The organism is Nonomuraea gerenzanensis, from assembly GCF_020215645.1.
GTDB lineage: Bacteria > Actinomycetota > Actinomycetes > Streptosporangiales > Streptosporangiaceae > Nonomuraea > Nonomuraea gerenzanensis.
The window spans coordinates 10262367-10281038 of sequence record NZ_CP084058.1; the positions used below are offsets into that span (position 1 = coordinate 10262367).

Sequence of the window (18672 nt, forward strand, 5' to 3'; positions counted from 1 at the left end):
TGCACGCCAGGGAGCAGCCATGAGAGTGGACAGGAAGACCGGGCGGGGCAACCGGTGGGGGCTGGCGCTGGTGGGGCTGGCGCTGGTGATCCTGGGCGGGTCGGCGCTGGCCCGCGGGCTCGGCGCGTTCTCGCAGAACTGGGCCGCCGCGCGCACGACGCTCGTGGACGGCAACGTGGTCGCCTTCTTCGCGCGCAACAGCCCGTGGATCTGGTGGCTGCTGGCCCTGGCCGCGCTGGTCGTGGCGGTGCTGGCGCTGCGGTGGCTGTCCGTCCAGGGACGCAGGGAGTCGCGGCGCACGCTGCGCATCGAGGACGGGCCGACCGGCGTCACCGAGGTGTCGGAGTCCGGGATGGCGCAGGCGGTGGCCGCCGACGTGGAGTCCAGCCCGGCCGTCCTGCACGCCGCCGCGCACCTGGTGGGGCCGCACCCCGAGGTACGGCTGCGCGTGGTCGCCGACGAGTCGGTGCCCATGGAGGAGCTGAGCAGGCACCTGGCGACGGTGGCGCTGCCGCACGTACGGGACGCGCTGGACCGGGATCGGGTCCCGGCGGTGGCCCGCGTTAGCCTGGAGCCCTCACCTTCGCCGCACCGGACCGTGCGCTGACGAGAGGGGTCCTCTGTGTCCGTCGTGAAGATCAACGTGCTGACCGTGCCCGCCGAGATGCGGGAAGAGCTCGAACGGCGCTTCGCCAACCGCGCCGGGATGGTGGAGTCGGCCGACGGGTTCGAGTGGTTCGAGCTGCTGCGGCCGGTGGAGGGCACGGAGCGGTACCTCGTCTACACGCGCTGGCGCTCGGAGGAGGACTTCCAGAAGTGGCAGCAGGGCCAGGCGTTCCAGCGCGGCCACGCGCAGGCCGCCGCGGCGGCCCAGGGCGGGCAGGGCGGGCAGGGCGGGCAGGGCGGGCAGGGCGGGCAGGGGCACGGTCACGGGCAGGGGCCCGCGGCGACGGGGTCCGAGGTGTGGACGTTCGAGGTCGCCGAGAGCACCGGCCCCAAGGCCTGACTCCGCTCAGCCGTCGAGCGGGTTGCGGATGATGCGGTCGACGATGCCGTCGCGCACGAACCGCGCCGCGAAGCTCGACGGCTTGCGCGCACCCTGGTCGGCGACGCAGACGCTGAACTCCTTGGCGATCTCCAGCCGCGGGTACCGCTCCAGCACCTCCCGCCGCACCTCGGCGGGGATCTCGTCGGTGCGGCGGCCCGAGATGTCCATGCCGGTCGACAGCTCCAGCAGGTGCCCCTCCGGGTCCTCCTCCAGGGGCACCTCCGGCCACATGTGCCGGATGACGACCTCGCAGGCGCGCCGGCGCCGCTCGGGCGACCAGCCGGCCCCGGCGCAGAAGGCCCAGGCCACGTGCCCGCCGGCCTCCTCGTACGGCACGGTGTGGCTGTCGAACTCGGCCGCCAGCCCGATGTCGTGCAGCATGGCCGACACGTAGAGCAGCTCCGCGTCGAACGCGATGTCGTTGGCCCGCGCGTGGGCCGCCGCCCACAGGTAGGCGCGGATCGAGTGGTTGAGCAGCGAAGGCGTGTGGTACTGGGTCGCCACCTCGAGCGCGCCGCGGGCGGCGGGCGTGTCGGGGATCACCAGGTCGTCGTATCTCACAGGCACCAGCATCTCATCGGGCGGCTAACGAATCGGGCACGCAACTTGACCAGTTGATCGAGAGTCCGAAAGCATGTCCCGCCCTCACCTTTTGTCCCGAAAGGAACCTGGCGTGCGCCGCCTTGCGATCCCTCTTGCCCTCATGCTCGCAACCGGTGCCGTCGCGGGCCCGGCGCAGGCGGCCGACAAGGTGACGCGCACCGCCGAGTGCCAGGGCGACTGGCTGCCCGGCACGCCGACGGCCGCGGACGTCATGCAGGGCGAGATCTCGCTGGTGGGGCTGCCCGCGTACAAGCTGGGCAAGAGCATCAACTGGGACGCCAGCCCGTTCAAGAACCGGTCGTGGGAGTTCGTCTTCCACTCGCTGCGCTGGATGGGCACGCTCGTCGTCGAGTACGAGAACACCGGCGAGCGGCGCTACCTGGACCGCGCGACCGAGATCGCCAAGGACTGGGTGGAGCACAACAGGTACGGCGCCAAGGGCACCCCGGCCTACGCCTGGAAGGACCACCCGGTCTCGCTGCGCACCCAGCCGCTGCTCTGCCTGAGCAGGCACGTCAACGCGAGCTGGCTCAAGGACAGCCTGACCGCGCACGCCAAGCTGCTGGCGAACCCGAGCCTGTACAAGAAGGGCCACAACCACGGCATCGACCAGGACATCGCGCTCATGGGCATCGGCTGCAGGTACGGCCGCAAGGACTGGGCGAGCCTGGCCTCCAGCCGCCTGACCGGCACGGTGAAGCTGGACGTCGACGCGCAGGGCGCGCTCATGGAGCAGGCGCCGAGGTACGCCGTCTACGTCTACGGCCGCCTCCAGGTCGCCATGACGAACATGAAGGCGTGCGAGCGCAAGGTGCCCGGCACGATCGCCGAGCGGGCCGAGGCGCTGAAGGAGTTCATCGCCCACTCGACCATGCCGAACGGCTACATGGTGCCCCTCGGTGACGGCAGCGCCGAGACCGAGCCCAAGATGGAGACGGGCACGCCGAAGCAGGAGGTCAAGGCGTACCGCGCCGGCTACGTCTTCGGCCGCACCGCCTGGGGCAAGCCGGAGTCGGCGTACTACTCGATCAGGTTCGGGCCGGGCATGAAGTTCCACGGCCACGAGGACCACCTGGGCGTCACCTACTACGCGCAGGGCCGCGACATCCTGATGGACGGCGGCTTCCACTCCTACGAGAAGAGCTCCTACCGCTACTGGACGCTCTCCCCCGAGGCGCACAACGTGCCGACCGTGGTGGGCGCCAGGTTCCGGCCCCGTACGGCCAGCAAGCTCGTCGAGAGCGCGTACGGCAAGGACCGGCAGGCGTTCAAGGTGACCGACAAGGCGTACGGGGTCAGCCGTACCAGGTCGGTGCTGGTCAACCACGGCCAGGACGTGATGGCGGTGCTGGACACGGCCTCGGGCGGCAAGAAGGTCAGCAACATCTGGCGCTTCGCCCCGTCACTCAAGGTCGTCTCCAGCGGCGGCGGCAAGGTGGTGCTGGGCGACGGCAAGTTCAAGGTCACCCTGCTGCAGTTCTCCTCGTGCGACAAGGTCGGCGGGCAGAAGGTGGAGCGGGGCGGCAAGCTGGGCTGGGTCTCCCCCACGTACCTGTCGAAGCAGGCCACGAACGTGGTGGTGTCGCCGGCGGCGAAGTCGCTGCTGACGGTGATCGTGCCGGGGACCGACTCGCCCAAGGTGTCGTGCTCCGGGGGGAAGGTCACGGTGGACGGCGTGTCCTTCTCGTCGGGCCTGATCTAGCTCGTCCGGATATTGACACCCGGCCGCTCTTACCCGCGGGCGGCCGGGGCCGCATCATCGCGGTATGCGGCGCGTTCTCCTGATGGCCTTGGTGCTGGCGGGGATGACCGGGATCCTGGTGGGCCTGCTCAGTGTGGCCGATGTCCGGGTCGATGCGGTCAGGAGGTCCGCGGACCACGGGATGTTCTCTTCTGACTGCTCGGCCCTGCCCTACGGCGAGGTCCACCGGCGCACGCAGCTGAAGATCCACAGCTCCGGGGTGAGCGTCCCGCTGTTGATCTCGACCACGGTGGCGACGGTGGCGGGGCACTCGACGCTGGCGCAGCCGCTTCTCACCGGCCCCAGGGAGCGGAGCTACCAGAGGCTGATGAGCTGCCTCCTGCGGACGGGCGATCCCGGGTGGGAGTGGGAGGAGAAGCGGTCCTCCATGCCGCTCGTGACGGTCGAGAACGGCGACGTCGTGGTCACCGACACGATCCGCATCGACAGCGACTCGCTCACCGACACCACCTCCTCCGCTGGGGAGCGGTTCGGTCCCTGGACGTTCTACCGGCATGAGGAGAACGAGCATTGGTTCTTCGAGCTGAAGGCCTGCGGCCTCATGCCCTGGCACGACGTCACAGTGGAGGCCCCCTCAGGTTGGCTGCTCAACGCCGACCCGTTCCCCCAGTCCACTGACTCCCGGCACACGGTGTGGCGGCATCCCGTGGACATGGTCGAGTTCACGATGCTGCCCGACCCGGAGACGCGCGTCGCGGCGGGCGTCAACCAGCACCCGATCCGCGCGGTCCTGGTCCACTTCTGGGATCTGGTGGTCCTGCTGCTGGCCCTGGTCTGCACCCGCACGGTCGAGTTGCGCCGCTCGGCCTGGCCGCGGCCCGCAGGCCCCGACCCCGCGCATGACGCCCGCGCGATGCGGGTGCGCCAGGCGAGTGCCGTCAGGGCGCGCCGCAGAAGGTGGTGGCGATGGCGTTTGCGGTCACGCGTCTTCGTCGTGCCATGCGTGCTCACCGCTCTGGCGGGCTGCGCCACCTGGGTGGAGGAGACGATCGACGCGTCCACGTCCTCCTACTGGCGGGGCTCGACCGCGGTGCTGCTCGTGGCGTCGGTGCTGGTGTTGTGGGCGGGCCACGTGCTCCGGCGGTCCACGGCCGTGGCCATGGCGGCCGTGGTGGCGGCCTACGCCGGTATCGGCCTGGGCGAGCAGGCGTTTCCCGAAGAGCTTCCGTCCGGCGGCTGGACGCCCGTGGTCTGCGTCGCCGCGGATCTGCTGCTCCTCGTCCTGCTGATGAGCGCCGTGCTCAACGGCACCCGGCTGGCCTGGAACCCGCCGTCCCGCCCGCCGGACGGTGCCGTCCCTCGCACGACCCGAACGGTGGCGCCGCTCTGGGTCTGGCGCACCGCGACCGCGATGGCGGTGCTGATTGTGGTCTACGCCTGTTACGCGCTGGCCCGCGACAGGGTGTGGGCGGGATGGCTGGTCGGCGATCTCTCCTTGCTCAAGGGGGTGACGTGGGACCTGCTCTGGCTGCCGCTCCAGGTGCTGAAGTGGCTCGGCGGCGGCCTGGTGTGGATCTGGCCGCTGGCCGCGCTGGCCGGATGGCTGCGCGGGCAGGCCGCCGGTGCCCGCGCCGACAGAGGCGGCCCGTTGTGGCATCCCGTGCCCGGCGCGTCCCGCGCGCGGGCCCGGCTGTCCAGGCACCGGCGGCAGGTCATCGTGTGGGTGTTCGCCGTGCCGCTCTTCAGCTGGAGCGAGTCCTACGCCGGGCTGTGGCTCCCCGTCACGGTGACCGTGGGGGCGCTCGCCTTCTGGTTCATCCTGCGGGCGAGCCGGCCCAGGGTCATCTCGCTGTGGCCGCTCGAACGGCCAGCAGAGCCGGACGGTCCCAGCCTGCTCGCGACCCTCGGCCCCGAGCGTGCCGGGCTCGCTCATGATCTGGCCCGCCGGTTCCTCGACCTGAGACGGCGGGGCCGTGCCTCTGACAACCAGGCGCAGCCCGCTCCGGACGGTCTGGAGAAGTGCTTCGAGGAGGCAGTGCGCTGGCCACCGGGGAGCGCCGCCCGGCTCCCCCGCGGCGTCACCCCGCTGCACCTCGCGCTGCTCGCCGGCCCAGCGGCGAGCGGGGCGAGGGCGGGCGGGGCGAGGGCGGGCGGGGCGGGGGCGGGCGGCGCGTCGGCTCAGCGCCTCGGCCTACTGACCATGTTCCTCGGCCTGATCCCCATGACCTACCTGTGGTGGCGGGACATCATGATCCATGGCGGCCCCGCGGACCTCGAGTGGACGGCGGGCCTGCTGTATCCGTCCTACCTGGCCTGGGACCTGATCTTCTGGTTCCTGCCCGGCCACCTGCTAGGCCTGCTGTGGCGGGAGCTGCCCGGCCGCACCGGACCGGTCAAGGCCCTGTCCATCAGCGGCGCGTATGCCGTCGGCGCGGGGGCCTACCTCGTCCTGGCGGCCCTCCTGGACCTCGGTGCGGTCAGCGAGACGGCGCTACGTGCCCTGCTGCTGTTCGCCGTGCTGACCATGGCGGGCCTCATCGTCGACATCCGGACGGTCCGCGACGTGATCCCGCCGTGGAGCCGCGTCGGCCGCACCCTGCTCGAGATCTACCGGCTGGAGAGCATCCCGTCGCAGGGCACGTTCCTGCTGGCGCAGCTCGCCGCCATCCTGGCGATCATCCAGTTCTTCAGGGGGCAGGGCGGTGAGCCGCAGTATCCGAGCATCGATCCGTTCAACATCCCCAGACCACCGAACTGACCGCCTCCGCCCCTGGCCGCCCTACGAGCAGTCGCGCCCCGCGCGCAGCAGCCCGTACGTGACCGCCTGCTCCAGCGCCTGCCACGACGCGTCGATGATGTTCTCGGCGACCCCCACCGTGGCCCACTCGGCCGTGTCGTCGCTGGAGGTGATGAGCACGCGCGTGATGGCGTCGGTGCCGTGGGTGCCTTCGAGGATGCGCACCTTGTAGTCGACCAGCTCCAGCTTGGCCAGCTCGGGGTAGAGCTTCTCCAGCGCCAGCCGGACGGCCCTGTCCAGGGCGTTGACGGGGCCGTTGCCCTCGCCGGTGGCCACGATGCGCTCGCCCTTGGCGTGCAGCTTGACCGTGGCCTCGCTGACCAGCTCGCCGCCCTTGGTGCGCTCGACGATCACGCGCCAGGACTCGACCTCGAAGTGGCGCCTGCGCTCGCCGTGGACGGTGTCGCGCAGCAGCAGCTCGAAGGAGGCGTCGGCGGCCTCGAAGGTGAAGCCTCTGGACTCCAGGTCCTTGACCCGGTCGACGAGGGTCTTGGTGTGCTCGGGGGTCAGGTCGTAGCCCAGCTCGCGGCCCTTCAGCTCGACCGACGCGCGGCCGGCCATGTCGGAGACGAGCATGCGCATGTCGTTGCCCACCTGGGCGGGGTCGATGTGCTGGTAGAGGTTGGGGTCCACCTTGATGGCGCTGGCGTGCAGGCCGGCCTTGTGGGCGAAGGCGGACATGCCGACGTAGGGCGCGTGGGAGTTGGGGGTGACGTTGGTGACCTCGGTGATCGCGTGGGCGATGCGGGTCATCTCGGCCAGCGACTCCTGGGGCACGAGCTCGAAGCCGCGCTTGAGCTGGAGGTTGGCCACGACCGTGAAGAGGTTGGCGTTGCCGGAGCGCTCGCCGTAGCCGTTGGCGCAGCCCTGGACGTGGGTGGCGCCCGCGCTGACGGCCGCCAGGGTGTTGGCCACGGCGCAGCCGGTGTCGTCGTGGCAGTGGATGCCGACGCGGGCGCTGGTGCGTACGGCGTCCTGGACGATCTCGGCCAGCTCGTCGGGGAGCATGCCGCCGTTGGTGTCGCACAGGGCGATGACGTCGGCGCCGGCCTCGGCGGCGGTCCTGATGACCTCCAGCGCGTAGGCTGGGTTGGACTTGTAGCCGTCGAAGAAGTGCTCGGCGTCGAGGAAGACTCGCTGTCCCTCCGCACGAAGGTGAGAGACCGTGTCGCGGATCATCGCGAGGTTCTCCTGGAGAGTCGTGCGGAGGGCCAGCTCCACGTGCCGGTCGTGACTCTTGGCGACAAGGGTCACGACCGGCGCGCCGGATTCGCGCAAGGCGGCCACCAGTGGGTCGTCGGCGGCCTGCACACCTGCCCGGCGGGTCGCGCCGAACGCGGCTAGTTGCGCGTGCTTCAGGTCGAGCTCTGTTCGAGCGCGCCTGAAGAACTCTGTGTCCTTGGGGTTGGCGCCCGGCCAGCCCCCTTCGATGAAGCCGACGCCCAGGCTGTCCAGGTGCCGCGCGACGGCGAGCTTGTCGGCGACCGTGAGGTTCAGGCCCTCTTGCTGGGCGCCGTCACGCAGCGTCGTGTCGTAGACGTGGAAGCGGTCGTCGGCCATGAGTCTCTCTTCTCTGCGGAAGGCGGAAGTCCGTGTGGGTTCGGGAAAACAAAAAGACCCCTCACGGACGTGAGAGGTCTGCGCGCTGGCGGTGTCCCTGCGTTAGCCAGCGCGCCTGCCGATAATGAGCAGACCGTAGAACATGGTGCCGTCCAGTCTGCCACACGCATTCACCATTCGGCACACCGGTCTCACTCCATGGACATCACGGCTCACACCCGCACGCCGACACCGCCGGTGATGAGGCGCTCCAGCGCGGCGGGGTCGAACGCCTCGTTGCCCAGGAGCTGCCCGTCGAGCACCACGGTGGGCGTGCCCTGCAGCGGGATCTTGGCCGTCTCCGCCAGGTGGGCCCTGGCGTACGTCTGCGAGGTGACGCACGAGTCCACGGACGCGCCGGCCTTGCGCGCCGCCCCGATCAGCTCCTCGACGGTGTACCCGGACGCGGTGCCGTGCGGCGCGGGCTGCATGGCGTACACCTGGTCCCTGAACGCCAGCCAGCTCTCGGCCGGGACGCAGCGGGCCGCCGCGGCGGCGCGGATGGAGTTGGAGCGCATGGGCTCCTCCTGGAAGATCGTCACGGTGTGGAAGACGACCTTGACCTTGCCCTCCCGCGCCAGCTTCCTGATCGTGGGGTCCACCTTGGCGTGCATGTCCTTGCAGACGGGACAGTCGAAGTCCTCGTACACGTCGAGCACGGGAGCATCGCTCCCGAGGTCCGCCAGCACCATCGAGCCGTCCGCCTGCCGCGTGAGCGTCACCTCGCCGGAGGACGACACGCCCGGCCCCGAGAACGCCAGCACCCCGAGTACGGCGATCGCCGCGCACGCCAGCGCGATCGCCATCAACCGCTTCTTCATCAGCCCACTCTCACCTCATTGATCGCGCAGACCCTACCCGAAACGGAAACAATGGCCGCATGAAGGCATACCTCCTCGACGCCGCCGTCGCGCGGTACGTCGCCGAGCACACCACCGCGCCCGACGCCCTGCTGGAAGCGCTGGAGAGGGAGACCGCCGAGGTCGCGGGCGAGGACGCGACCATGCAGATCTCCTTCGACCAGGGCCGGTTCCTCACGATGATCACGCAGCTCATGGGGCCGCGGGTGGCCGTGGAGGTGGGAACGTTCACCGGATATTCGTCCATCTGCATCGCGCGCGGGCTGTCGGGCGGCACGTTGCACTGCTTCGACGTCAGCGAGAAGTGGACCTCCATCGCCCGCCGCTACTGGCACGAGGCGGGGGTGGAGGACCGCGTGACGCTGACGCTCGGGCCGGCCGCCGACACGCTCGCCGCCTTCGACCAGCCGATCGACCTGGCCTTCCTGGACGCCGACAAGCAGAGCTACCCGGTCTACTACGAGCTGCTGATGGACCGGCTGCGGCCCGGCGGACTGATCCTGGCGGACAACACGCTGCGCAGGGGCTGGGTGGCCGATCCCGCGCACGAGGAGCCGACGACGGTGCAGATCCGGCAGTTCAACGACCTGGTGATGGCGGACCCCCGGGTGACCGTGCTGACCCTGCCCGTCGCCGACGGGATGACGATGATCAGGAAGGGGTAGCGCGACCATGAGATCCCGCACGCTCGGACGGCACGGCCCGGCGGTCTCGGCGCTGGGCTTCGGCGCGATGACGCTGGCGCCCCGCGTCTACACCGAGGTCAGCGAGCAGGAGGCCACCGGCGCCCTGCTCGCCGCGCTGGACGCGGGCATCACCCTGATCGACACCGCCGACATCTACGGCGCCGGATACAGCGAGAGCCTGATCGGGCGGGTGCTGCGCGGGCGGCGCGAGGAGGTGGTGCTGGCCACCAAGTTCGGTGGCAACGCCGACGAGCGGGGCCGGCTGCGGCCTGGCCTCGGCCGTCCCGCCTACGTACGGACGGCGCTGGAGGCCAGCCTCACCCGGCTCGGCACCGACCACGTGGACCTGTACTACCTGCACCGCCTCGACCCGACCACCCCCGTCGAGGAGACCATGGGCGCCCTGGCCGAGCTGGTCCAGGAGGGCAAGATCCGCCACGCCGGCCTGTCGGAGGTCTCCCCCGCCACGCTCAGGCGGGCCTGCGCCGTGCACCCGGTGGCCGCCCTCCAGACCGAGTACTCCCTGCTCAACCGGGCCCCGGAGAAGGAGGTGCTGCCGGCCTGCGAGGAGCTGGGGGTCGGCTTCGTCGCCTACAGCCCGCTGGGCCGGGGCCTGCTCGGCGGCGTCGTACGGACCCGGGCCGACCTCGGGGCCGGCGACTGGCGGCGGGGCAACCCGCGCTTCCAGGAGGGCAACCTGGACCGCAACGTGGCGCTGACGGACGCCGTGGCGGCCCTGGCGGCCGAGTGCGGGCTGTCGGTGGCCCAGCTCGCCCTGGCCTGGCTCGTGCACCGGGGCACGGTGCCTATCCCGGGCACGACCAGGGCCGCGAACGTACGTGCCAACGCGGCCGCCGCCGAGGTGCGGCTGGACGAGGAGACCGTGCGGCGGCTGGAGGCGCTGGTGCCGCCGGAGGCCGTGGCGGGCGAGCAGGGGGACGAGGGTTACCTGAGCAGGATCGACCGGTAAATCCGCGGGCCGCACGCCCTGTATTCACACCCCCGGCCCGGCATACGCTCGGTCACTCCGCCCGAAGAAAGGATGCAGCGCCATGGCCGCTCCGCTCGAAGAGCGATTCCGAACTGTGCGTGAATTGCATCCCGAATATCGGGTCGAAACGGTGCGGGGCCGGATCGTGGTCAACGAGGCGGGCACCTGGCAGCACAACATGTCGCTGTTCCGGGTGCTGCGCGCGCTGCTCGGCCCGACCGTCGAGCGGGGCTGGCAGATCTGGCCGAACATCACCATCCACCTGGGCCGGCAGGCCGATCGGTACATCCCCGACCTGACGGTGGTGCCGCAGTCGCCGCGGCTGCACAAGGAGTACGCGGTGCACGGGGATTCGACGCTGCTGCTCGTCGACATCGTTTCCTCCGGCAGTTCCTACGACGATTACTACGTCAAACCGTGCGGTTACTCGCCGGCCGGGGTGCCGCTTTATCTCATCGTCGATCCGGCGCAGCAGACGGTGCGGCTGCACAGCGAGCCCGGTGGCCGCGCATACGGCCGGGAAACGATCGCGAGCGTCGCCGAGCCGCTGTTCCTGCCGGCGCCGTGGGAATTGTCGCTGCATATCGGCGAATTCTGGTGAGCCCGCCGCACGGCGGGCTCACCGGGAGGATCAGCCGATCTTGTGGATCCAGTCGTGGGTGTCGGGGCGGGCGCCGTACTGGATGCCGACGAGCTCCTCGCGCACCCGCATCGTCACCGGGCCGGGCGTGCCGTCGGCCACGGTCCACGAGCGGTCGGCGCCCTTGACCGTGCCGACCGGCGTCACCACGGCCGCCGTGCCGCACGCGAACACCTCGGTGAGGTCGCCGGAGGCGCTGGCCTGCTGCCACTCGTCCACCGTGATGAGCCGCTCCTCGGTCTCCAGCCCCAGGTCGCCGGCCAGCTCCAGGATCGACTCGCGGGTGATGCCGGGCAGCAGGGTGCCGGTGAGCGAGGGGGTGACGAGCTTGTCGCCGAAGACGAAGAACAGGTTCATCCCGCCCATCTCCTCGACGTAGCGGTGCTCCTGTGCGTCCAGCCAGACCACCTGGTCGCAGCCGTTCTCCACCGCCTGCCGCTGCGCCACGAACGCCGCGGCGTAGTTGCCGCCGCACTTGGCGAAGCCGGTGCCGCCGGGGGCGGCGCGGGTGTACTCGGTGGACAGCCAGACGGAGACGGGCTTGATGCCGCCGGTGAAGTACGAGGCCGCCGGCGAGGCGATGACCATGTACTTGTACGTCTTCGACGGGTAGTTGACGCCCAGCCCCGCCTGAGTGGCGATCATGAAGGGGCGCAGGTAGAGGCTGTGGCCCTCGGTGGTGGGCACCCACTCCTTGTCGGTCTGGACGAGCAGCTCCAGCGACTCAACGAACGTCTCCTCCGGCAGCTCCGGCATCGCCATGCGGGCGGCCGAGCGGTTGAAACGGCCGGCGTTGGCGTACGGGCGGAACGTCACGATCGAGCCGCTGATCTGCCGGTAGGCCTTCAGGCCCTCGAACAGCTCCTGCGCGTAGTGGAAGACCGAGGTGGCGGGGTCGAGCGAGAGCGGGCCGTACGGCATGAGCCGGGCGTCGTGCCAGCCCTCGCCCTCGGTGTAGTCGATCGAGATCATGTGATCGGTGAACGTCTGCCCGAACCCCGGGTTCGCCAGTACCTGCTCCCGCTCGGCCGCGGTGCGAGCGTGGTCGGATAGCTGCACGTCGAAGCTGAGCTTCGGAGCGATGGTCATGACGGCGGTCCTTCTCTCTACGGTCTACCGAAATCTACCGGAATCCGGTCACCCGTCCGGGAGCTGTCGCTTCCGCATGGGCGGTTCGTACTTCCTATTGTCTCGCTATATGGGATGGCAAGCGGCGGATGGGGTGGTTGGCCCGATTACCGCCTTGACCTGGGAACACGAAAACGCGCCCGGCAGTCCTCCTCGGACCGCCAGGCGCGTACGGGGCTAGGCGGTCCTAGCCGGATACTCGCGCGGTGATGTCGTCGCCGATCTCGCTGGTGCTGCGGCCGGCCCGGCGCTCGGTGATGTCGTCGGCGACCGCCCGCTCGACCCTGGCCGCCTCGTCGTGCAGGCCGAGGTGGTCGAGGAGCATGGAGACCGACAGGATCGTCGCGGTGGGGTCGGCCTTGCCCTGGCCGGCGATGTCGGGGGCGCTGCCGTGCACCGGCTCGAACATGCTGGGCGCCGCGCCCTCGGGGTTGATGTTGCCGCTGGCCGCCAGGCCGATGCCGCCGGCGATGGCCGCGCCGAGGTCGGTGATGATGTCGCCGAACAGGTTGTCGGTGACGACCACGTCGAAGCGCTCGGGCTGGGTCACGAAGAACATGGAGGCCGCGTCGATGTGGCAGTAGTCGGTGGTGACCTCGGGATACTCCCCTGCCACGCGGTCGACCGTGCGCTGCCACAGGTCGCCGGCGAAGGTGAGCACGTTCGTCTTGTGGACGAGGGTCAGCTTCCTGCGCGGGCGGGACTTGGCCTTGTCGAAGGCGTAACGCACCACGCGCTCGACGCCGTGGGCGGTGTTGAGCGACTCCTGGGTGGCGATCTCGTGCGGCGTGCCGCGCCGCATGACGCCGCCCGTGCCGGCGTAGAGGCCCTCGGTGCCCTCGCGGACCACGATCATGTCGATGTTCGCGGTCGGCGTGTCGGCCAGCGGGGTCGCCACGCCGGGGAAGAGCTTGACCGGCCGCAGGTTGACGTAGTGGTCGAAGGCGAACCTGAGCCGCAACAGCAGGTCGCGCTCCAGGATGCCGGGGGGCACGCTGGGGTCGCCGATGGCGCCGAGCAGGATCGCGTCGTAGCCGCGCAGCTCTTCGAGCACCGCGTCCGGGAGCGTCTCACCGGTACGGTGATAGCGGGCGGCCCCCAGGTCGTAGTGGGTGGGCTCGATCTTCGTGCCTACTGCCTCAAGGACCTTGAGCCCTTCGGCGACGACCTCGGTGCCGATGCCATCCCCAGGGATGACGGCCAGGCGGATGTTACGCGACTCCATGACGGCAACCATACCGGCTCGTCTCGCCTGACGAACACACCATCTCACCTCGCGGACGTCCGGTTTGGGGGGATTGCGACCTTTTGACCGTTTCGTTAGAGTCCGTCGAGCCTAATCCGCGCAGCAGCTGCGTGGAGCCGGGGACCCATCTTTCCCCCCGGGGCGAATCGGCGGTATCGCCGTAGGGCTGTCTTCCAGGCCCGAGCCCGTCAGCTAACCCGGTCGGCCGCATGGAAGGACAGTCTTCTGTCTCGCATCGCCATCGTCCTGGCAGCGGCGTCTGCCGGACTCATCCTGGCCACCCCGGCCGCACAGGCAGCCACCGGCGACAACCTCGCCGCCAAGCCCGCCGAGCCCGTCAAAACCGTCAAGTCCGTGAAGTCCTGGAAGTCCGTGAAGTCCGTCACCGACAAGGACGACACCACCCTCACCGGCGCCGAGATCAAGCGCATCAGGCTGGCACAGGCGCCCAAGCCCGCATGGAAGGTCGCCCTCGACTTCGCCATGACCAAGCGCGGCATCCCCTACGTCTGGGGCGGGACCAGCGACTCGGGTTACGACTGCTCGGGGCTGATGCTCCGGGCGTACGAGAAGGCCGGCATCGACCTGCCCCGCACCGCCCGCGAACAGTACGGGGCGTTCTCCAGAAAGATCGACTGGACGGAGCTGGAACCCGGCGACCTGGTGTTCTTCAGCAACCTGGGTCACGTCGGAATGATCTCCAAGCCCGGCTACATGGTGCACGCGCCGCACTCGGGCGACGTGGTGAAGGAGGAGAAGCTGTCGAGCTGGCGCAGGCAGGCCTTCGTCGGCGCGGTCCGGCCCGACCCCAAGGGCGTGCGCCGGTGGGCCCAACTGCTGGAGGAGCGCCGCGAGCCCGTCCCCGCCTCGCTGACCGCCACCCTCTGAGCACTACCGGAAAGAGCCAGGGCGGCCCCGCTTTCCCCCGCGGGGCCGCCCGTCCCGCTCAGCCGACCCTGGGCACGATCGGGGCGGCCAGCCGCTCCGCGAAGCACGGGTTCGGATAGTCCTCGGCGAAGTCCTTGGGCTCGCCGCGATAGTCACCCCTGATCTGCACGTGCACCGGGTCGAAGATCTTCGGGCACGGCTCGCCTGGCTGGAACCTGAGGCGGTCCAGGTCGCCGCCGAAGTCGTCCAGCATGCCGCAGGCGGCTCGCGGGTCGGGGTGGATGCCGCCCGCCGGACCGCAGGTCAGGATCCACTGCGCGGTGCTGCCGGCGTGGTGGGTGGTGATGCGCAGGTAGGACTCCTGCGCCTGGGCGGGCGCTGCCAGCAGCGCAGCCGCGGACAGAGCGGGCAGGGCGACGGTCACGGCACGACGGATCACGCTCAGGGAAGCGCGCATGGGGGAACCTCCTGCATGGGTGAATACGCAGAGCGACGTTACCAACACTCTCCGTATCCACAGGGGCAGGTCTTCGTACCCTGGGCGTACCGTGTCGGGTATGTCCCCCGAGAAGGTGCACCTGACCGAGGAGAAGGCCACTCTCCTCGCCACCCTGTACGGCAGGGCCCTCGACGCCCGATCCCCGCACCCCATCCTCGGCGACCGGCTGGCGGCCGAGACGATCGAGCGGATCGACCACGACTTCGGCAGCACCGGGCTCGACGCCAAGATGGCCAGGGCCGTGGCACTGCGGGCGCGCCTGGTCGACCGGTGGGCGGGCGAGTTCCTCGCCGCGCGCCCGGACGCGACCGTGCTGCACCTGGGCTGCGGGCTCGACACCCGCGTCCACCGCATGGACCCGCCGCCGTCCGTGCGCTGGTACGACGTGGACTACCCGGAGGTCGTCGAGCTGCGCCGGCGGTTGTTCCCCGAGCGGCCGGGCCACACCCTGATCGGGACCTCCGTCACCGACCTCGGCTGGCTGGAGCAGGTGCCCGCGGACGCCCCCGCGCTGGTCGTGGCGGAGGGCCTGTTCTACTACCTCGACCCGGTGCAGGGCCCGGCGCTGGTGCGGGCGATCGTGGACCGCTTCCCCGGCGGCGCCTTCGTCTTCGACGCCCTGAGCCCGCTCGGGCTGCGGCTGCAACGGCTCAACCGGCCGGTGCGCAAGGCGGGGGCGACGATGCACTGGGCGATCGACGGCCCCGCCGAGCTGCTGGCCATCCATCCAGGGCTGCGCTGCCTGGAGGCGCTGAGCGCGTTCGACATCGACGGCTTCAACCGCCTGTCGGCCACGCACCGGGCGGTGGGCACGATCATCAAGCTCGTGCCCGCGCTGCGGCGGACGGCGGTCTTCTACCGGCTCGAATTCTGAGGGGCGCCGCCGTTGTCGCGGCGGTCCAGCGCGGTCTGCAGGGCCTCGGCGGCCTCGTCCTGCTGCTCTTCCGTACGGTTCCAGGCATACATGTCGTACATGTGACTCAGCTCATCTCGCGGACGCGTTTCCAGTGGGAAGCCGGACTCCGGTCGCGAATCCGACCGGGCCTGATCTCGTGGTCCGGGTCACGGACCGGACGAAAGGGACTTATTGGCCGACACAACGCCGCTCTCCGCGGCGGGTCGTCGACCTGCCCTAACAGGCCCCGCCGCGGCAGGCAATGAGTACGAACACCTGGCGCATTAGCAGCCACAGTACCCGAGGATCTGCTCGGAAGTCCTACTATCTTGCATGCTGAGACGCAAAGGGCCGCCACCCGGAACGGGTGACGGCCCTCGACGAGGCTCCGGCGGAGGTCAGTCCTCCAGGTCCACCGAGCGGCCGCTCTCGGCGCCGATCTCGGTGCCGATCTGCTCGACGACCTCGGCGGGGATGGCCGAGTCGACGGTCAGCGCGATGAGCGCCTTGCCGCCCTTGGTGTCACGGGCCACCTGCATCGAGGCGATGTTGATGCTGTGCTCGCCGAGCAGCCTGCCCACCACGCCGACGATGCCGGGGCGGTCGGTGTAGGTGTAGAAGCACAGGTGGGCCGTCGGCTCGATCTCCATCTCGTAGCCGTTGACCTCCACGATCTTGGTGATCTGGCGGGGGCCGGACAGCGTGCCGGAGACCGAGACGGTGCGGCCGTCGGCGAGCACGCCGCGCACGGTCACGACGTTGCGCCAGTCGGGGCTCTCGGAGCTGGTGACCAGCTCGACGGTGATGCCGCGGTCCTTGGCCAGCAGCGGCGCGTTGACGTAGGTGACCTGCTCCTCGACCACGTCGGCGAAGACGCCCTTGAGCGCGGCCAGCTCGATCACCCGCACGTCCTGGGCGGCGATCTCGCCGCGCACCTCGACGTCGAGCTTGGTGGCCACCTCGCCGGCCAGCGCGGTGAAGACCCGGCCGAGCTTCTCGGCCAGCGGCAGGCCCGGCTTGACGTCCTCGGCGACGGCGCCGCCCTGGACGTTGACCGCGTCGGGCACGAACTCGCCCGCCAGCGCCAGCTTCACGCTGCGCGCCACCTGGGTGCCGGCCTTCTCCTGGGCCTCGTGCGTGGAGGCGCCGAGGTGCGGCGTGACGACGACCTGGTCCAGCTCGAACAGCGGGCTGTCGGTGCAGGGCTCCTTGGAGAAGACGTCGAGGCCCGCGCCGGCGACCCGGCCCTCCTTGATCGCCGAGTAGAGCGCGCTCTCGTCCACGATGCCGCCGCGGGCCACGTTGACGATGCGCACGCTCGGCTTGACCTGGTGCAGCTCCTTGTCACCGATGAGCCCGATCGTCTCCTTGGACTTGGGCAGGTGAACGGTGAGGAAGTCGGCCTGCTTGAGCACCTCTTCGAGGCTCAGCAGCTTGACGCCCATCTGCGCGGCCCTGGCCGGCGGCAGGTAGGGGTCGTAGGCGATCAGCTCGACGCCGAACGGCTGCAGGCGCTGCGCCACGAGCTGGCCGATCTTGCCGAGGCCGAGGATGCCGACGACCTTCTCGTCGAGCTCGACGCCGGTGTACTTGGAGCGCTTCCACTCGCCGTTCTTCAGCGCGGCGTGCGCCTGGGCGGTGTTGCGCGCGCTGGCCAGGATGAGGGCGATCGTCTGCTCAGCGGCGCTGGTGATGTTGGAGGTCGGGGCGTTCACGACCATGACACCGGCCTTGGTGGCCGCCTCGACGTCGACGTTGTCGAGACCGACCCCGGCGCGGGCGACCACGCGCAGCTTGGGCGCCGCGGCGATGGCCTCGGCGTCGACCTGGGTGGCGGAGCGCACGATGAGCGCGTCCACGTCGGCGAGAGCGGGCAGGAACTGGGAACGGTCGGCGCCGTCGGTGTGGCGGACCTCGAAATCAGCTCCGAGTACGGCGAGGCCAGCCTCGGACAGCTCCTCTGCGACCAGAACGACGGGCTTGTTCACGTCTGTGCATCCTTAAGGCACGGCGGAGGGGGGTCACCGTCCACGGAACCCCCCGGCGGTCCCACAGAGTGTATCCGCAGCTTGTGAACGTATTCACGAGGGGCCACCATGTGAGACGGATCCCGGCGTACCCACCTCCCGGCAAACTCATCCACTCCGCTCACATCTTTGTCTTGATCGGGAGATTTATTCGCCATTAGCCTGATAAGCCGTGGCCGACTACCTATGGTTCGTCATATGAGCATCGGGAATCCTGCGCTTGCCGACGTGCTCGCACAGCATGGCACTCCCCATCGCCTGCTGGGCGCTCTTGCCGACGGTGGAGTCCTGGTGGCAGTGCGACCAGATCGTTCCGTCGTCCTGGGGACGACCCAGGCCGGTGACCGGGTCCTGCTCGGGTACACCAGCCCCGCGACCTATGCCAGACACCGCGGCAGCCATTCCCTGTCGGCCTGCGACGCCGACACCATCCTGGACATCCAGCGCGTCACCGGGGTGCGCGAGATCGTCATCGACGCGGCCGGACCAGCCGCCGCGGCCGTGCCCATCGACGATCTCCAGCACTTCATGACCACGACACGCACAGGGCCCACGCCCGTCATGTCGGGGGCCGTCCCGGCCGCCTACGCCACGGGCGCGATGGCCACCGTGTCGCGGGGTGCCGCGCTGGCCCAGGTGGCCCCGCCGAGCCCGCAGGCCCCCACGCTGCCCTGGGTGCCCGCGCCCCGGCCGCACCTGTCGGGGCCGATGCAGCAGGTGGACCCGGGCTACCGCCGGTGCACGCACCCGATCCTGCCGGCGCTGCGCCAGGCGATCGCGTACCTGCTCATGGACTTCCCGCTGGTGCACCACGTGTGGATCTCCGAGGCGGGCACGGCGTCCGGGGCCACCGGGATCATGCTGCACGTCAAGGTGCACATGTCGGCCGCCGAGGACGTCGTCCGCGACCTGCACCGCCTGGTGCGCGCCAGGCTGCCGCAGTTCGCCGCGTCGGGGGCGCCGATCCTCATGGCCAGGGTGGCCGACGCGCGCAGCGAGCGCCGCATGATCGAGATCGGCGCGCACGTGGTGTGCGCCAACGTCTCGGACTGAGGCTTGAGGG

The 18672-nt window shown here is 70.3% G+C and carries 17 protein-coding genes and 1 riboswitch; of the genes, 10 read left to right on the plus strand and 7 right to left on the minus strand.

The features are described 5' to 3' along the window. Positions 1 to 19 precede the first annotated feature (19 nt). Both LCN96_RS47765 and LCN96_RS47770 read left to right on the plus strand, forming a co-directional pair. Positions 20 to 607 (plus strand): alkaline shock response membrane anchor protein AmaP, encoded by a 588-nt coding sequence (locus LCN96_RS47765; RefSeq protein WP_225269021.1) that lies wholly within the window; start codon positions 20 to 22, stop codon positions 605 to 607. Positions 608 to 622: 15 nt separating this feature from the next. Then, the gene (locus tag LCN96_RS47770) at positions 623 to 1006 is read left to right on the plus strand and encodes an antibiotic biosynthesis monooxygenase family protein (RefSeq protein WP_225269022.1); all 384 of its coding nucleotides are present in this window, start codon (positions 623 to 625) and stop codon (positions 1004 to 1006) included. A gap of 6 nt (positions 1007 to 1012) precedes the next feature. Here the strand turns inward: LCN96_RS47770 and LCN96_RS47775 are convergent, their stop codons facing one another. Continuing rightward, positions 1013 to 1609, minus strand: a complete 597-nt coding sequence (locus tag LCN96_RS47775; RefSeq protein ID WP_225269023.1) for an HD domain-containing protein — start codon at positions 1607 to 1609, stop codon at positions 1013 to 1015. 142 nt (positions 1610 to 1751) lie between these two features. On the opposite strand from LCN96_RS47775, the gene LCN96_RS47780 reads away from it, so the two are divergent. Both LCN96_RS47780 and LCN96_RS47785 read left to right on the plus strand, forming a co-directional pair. Continuing rightward, the gene (locus LCN96_RS47780) at positions 1752 to 3353 is read left to right on the plus strand and encodes a heparinase II/III family protein (RefSeq protein WP_225269024.1); all 1602 of its coding nucleotides are present in this window, start codon (positions 1752 to 1754) and stop codon (positions 3351 to 3353) included. Positions 3354 to 3417: 64 nt separating this feature from the next. Then, entirely contained in the window at positions 3418 to 6111 is a 2694-nt protein-coding gene (locus LCN96_RS47785; RefSeq protein ID WP_225269025.1) for a DUF6185 family protein, read from the plus strand. Between the two features lie 21 nt (positions 6112 to 6132). Here the strand turns inward: LCN96_RS47785 and cimA are convergent, their stop codons facing one another. Next, on the minus strand, positions 6133 to 7710 hold the full coding sequence (gene cimA, locus LCN96_RS47790; protein ID WP_225269026.1) for a citramalate synthase: 1578 nt from the start codon (positions 7708 to 7710) through the stop codon (positions 6133 to 6135). Positions 7711 to 7922: 212 nt separating this feature from the next. After that, on the minus strand, positions 7923 to 8570 hold the full coding sequence (locus LCN96_RS47795) for a DsbA family protein (RefSeq protein ID WP_225269027.1): 648 nt from the start codon (positions 8568 to 8570) through the stop codon (positions 7923 to 7925). Positions 8571 to 8629: 59 nt separating this feature from the next. On the opposite strand from LCN96_RS47795, the gene LCN96_RS47800 reads away from it, so the two are divergent. The 3 genes from LCN96_RS47800 (at position 8630) to LCN96_RS47810 (ending at position 10887) form a co-directional block, all read left to right on the plus strand. After that, complete coding sequence (locus LCN96_RS47800; RefSeq protein ID WP_225269028.1) at positions 8630 to 9274, plus strand: O-methyltransferase; 645 nt, start codon at positions 8630 to 8632, stop codon at positions 9272 to 9274. Between the two features lie 7 nt (positions 9275 to 9281). Then, positions 9282 to 10265 carry an aldo/keto reductase gene (locus tag LCN96_RS47805; protein WP_225269029.1) on the plus strand — a complete coding sequence of 328 codons (984 nt, stop codon included), beginning with the start codon at positions 9282 to 9284 and terminating at the stop codon, positions 10263 to 10265. An 82-nt stretch (positions 10266 to 10347) separates the two neighbouring features. After that, positions 10348 to 10887 carry a Uma2 family endonuclease gene (locus LCN96_RS47810; protein ID WP_225269030.1) on the plus strand — a complete coding sequence of 180 codons (540 nt, stop codon included), beginning with the start codon at positions 10348 to 10350 and terminating at the stop codon, positions 10885 to 10887. 30 nt (positions 10888 to 10917) lie between these two features. Here the strand turns inward: LCN96_RS47810 and LCN96_RS47815 are convergent, their stop codons facing one another. Together LCN96_RS47815 and LCN96_RS47820 are read right to left on the minus strand one after the other, a co-directional pair. Beyond that, the gene (locus LCN96_RS47815) at positions 10918 to 12015 is read right to left on the minus strand and encodes a branched-chain amino acid aminotransferase (protein ID WP_225269031.1); all 1098 of its coding nucleotides are present in this window, start codon (positions 12013 to 12015) and stop codon (positions 10918 to 10920) included. Positions 12016 to 12241: 226 nt separating this feature from the next. Then, entirely contained in the window at positions 12242 to 13279 is a 1038-nt protein-coding gene (locus LCN96_RS47820; protein ID WP_225269032.1) for a 3-isopropylmalate dehydrogenase, read from the minus strand. Between the two features lie 98 nt (positions 13280 to 13377). Next, positions 13378 to 13522, plus strand: a riboswitch (cyclic di-AMP (ydaO/yuaA leader). A 132-nt stretch (positions 13523 to 13654) separates the two neighbouring features. On the opposite strand from LCN96_RS47820, the gene LCN96_RS47825 reads away from it, so the two are divergent. Next, positions 13655 to 14188: a C40 family peptidase gene (locus LCN96_RS47825; RefSeq protein WP_225269033.1), complete on the plus strand. Its 534-nt coding sequence runs from the start codon at positions 13655 to 13657 to the stop codon at positions 14186 to 14188. A gap of 58 nt (positions 14189 to 14246) precedes the next feature. Here LCN96_RS47825 and LCN96_RS47830 read toward each other — a convergent pair whose 3' ends face one another. Then, positions 14247 to 14645 carry an SSI family serine proteinase inhibitor gene (locus LCN96_RS47830; RefSeq protein ID WP_225269034.1) on the minus strand — a complete coding sequence of 133 codons (399 nt, stop codon included), beginning with the start codon at positions 14643 to 14645 and terminating at the stop codon, positions 14247 to 14249. A gap of 100 nt (positions 14646 to 14745) precedes the next feature. On the opposite strand from LCN96_RS47830, the gene LCN96_RS47835 reads away from it, so the two are divergent. After that, on the plus strand, positions 14746 to 15561 hold the full coding sequence (locus LCN96_RS47835; RefSeq protein ID WP_225269035.1) for a class I SAM-dependent methyltransferase: 816 nt from the start codon (positions 14746 to 14748) through the stop codon (positions 15559 to 15561). Between the two features lie 419 nt (positions 15562 to 15980). Here LCN96_RS47835 and serA read toward each other — a convergent pair whose 3' ends face one another. Beyond that, on the minus strand, positions 15981 to 17570 hold the full coding sequence (serA, locus tag LCN96_RS47840; protein ID WP_225269036.1) for a phosphoglycerate dehydrogenase: 1590 nt from the start codon (positions 17568 to 17570) through the stop codon (positions 15981 to 15983). Positions 17571 to 17900: 330 nt separating this feature from the next. Here serA and LCN96_RS47845 point away from each other — a divergent pair, with 330 nt between their 5' ends. After that, positions 17901 to 18662 carry a hypothetical protein gene (locus LCN96_RS47845; protein ID WP_225269037.1) on the plus strand — a complete coding sequence of 254 codons (762 nt, stop codon included), beginning with the start codon at positions 17901 to 17903 and terminating at the stop codon, positions 18660 to 18662. Positions 18663 to 18672: the final 10 nt, after the last annotated feature.

What these genes read in the sequence shown, in the direction of transcription:
- LCN96_RS47820 (WP_225269032.1), bottom strand. Translation starts at nt 13,279, where the DNA reads ATGGAGTCGCGTAACATCCGCCTGGCCGTCATCCCTGGGGATGGCATC.
- LCN96_RS47795 (WP_225269027.1), bottom strand. Translation starts at nt 8,570, where the DNA reads ATGAAGAAGCGGTTGATGGCGATCGCGCTGGCGTGCGCGGCGATCGCC.
- cimA (WP_225269026.1), bottom strand. Translation starts at nt 7,710, where the DNA reads ATGGCCGACGACCGCTTCCACGTCTACGACACGACGCTGCGTGACGGC.
- LCN96_RS47810 (WP_225269030.1), top strand. Translation starts at nt 10,348, where the DNA reads ATGGCCGCTCCGCTCGAAGAGCGATTCCGAACTGTGCGTGAATTGCAT.
- LCN96_RS47800 (WP_225269028.1), top strand. Translation starts at nt 8,630, where the DNA reads ATGAAGGCATACCTCCTCGACGCCGCCGTCGCGCGGTACGTCGCCGAG.
- LCN96_RS47835 (WP_225269035.1), top strand. Translation starts at nt 14,746, where the DNA reads ATGTCCCCCGAGAAGGTGCACCTGACCGAGGAGAAGGCCACTCTCCTC.
- LCN96_RS47830 (WP_225269034.1), bottom strand. Translation starts at nt 14,645, where the DNA reads ATGCGCGCTTCCCTGAGCGTGATCCGTCGTGCCGTGACCGTCGCCCTG.
- LCN96_RS47780 (WP_225269024.1), top strand. Translation starts at nt 1,752, where the DNA reads ATGCTCGCAACCGGTGCCGTCGCGGGCCCGGCGCAGGCGGCCGACAAG.
- LCN96_RS47785 (WP_225269025.1), top strand. Translation starts at nt 3,418, where the DNA reads ATGCGGCGCGTTCTCCTGATGGCCTTGGTGCTGGCGGGGATGACCGGG.
- LCN96_RS47765 (WP_225269021.1), top strand. Translation starts at nt 20, where the DNA reads ATGAGAGTGGACAGGAAGACCGGGCGGGGCAACCGGTGGGGGCTGGCG.
- LCN96_RS47805 (WP_225269029.1), top strand. Translation starts at nt 9,282, where the DNA reads ATGAGATCCCGCACGCTCGGACGGCACGGCCCGGCGGTCTCGGCGCTG.
- LCN96_RS47815 (WP_225269031.1), bottom strand. Translation starts at nt 12,015, where the DNA reads ATGACCATCGCTCCGAAGCTCAGCTTCGACGTGCAGCTATCCGACCAC.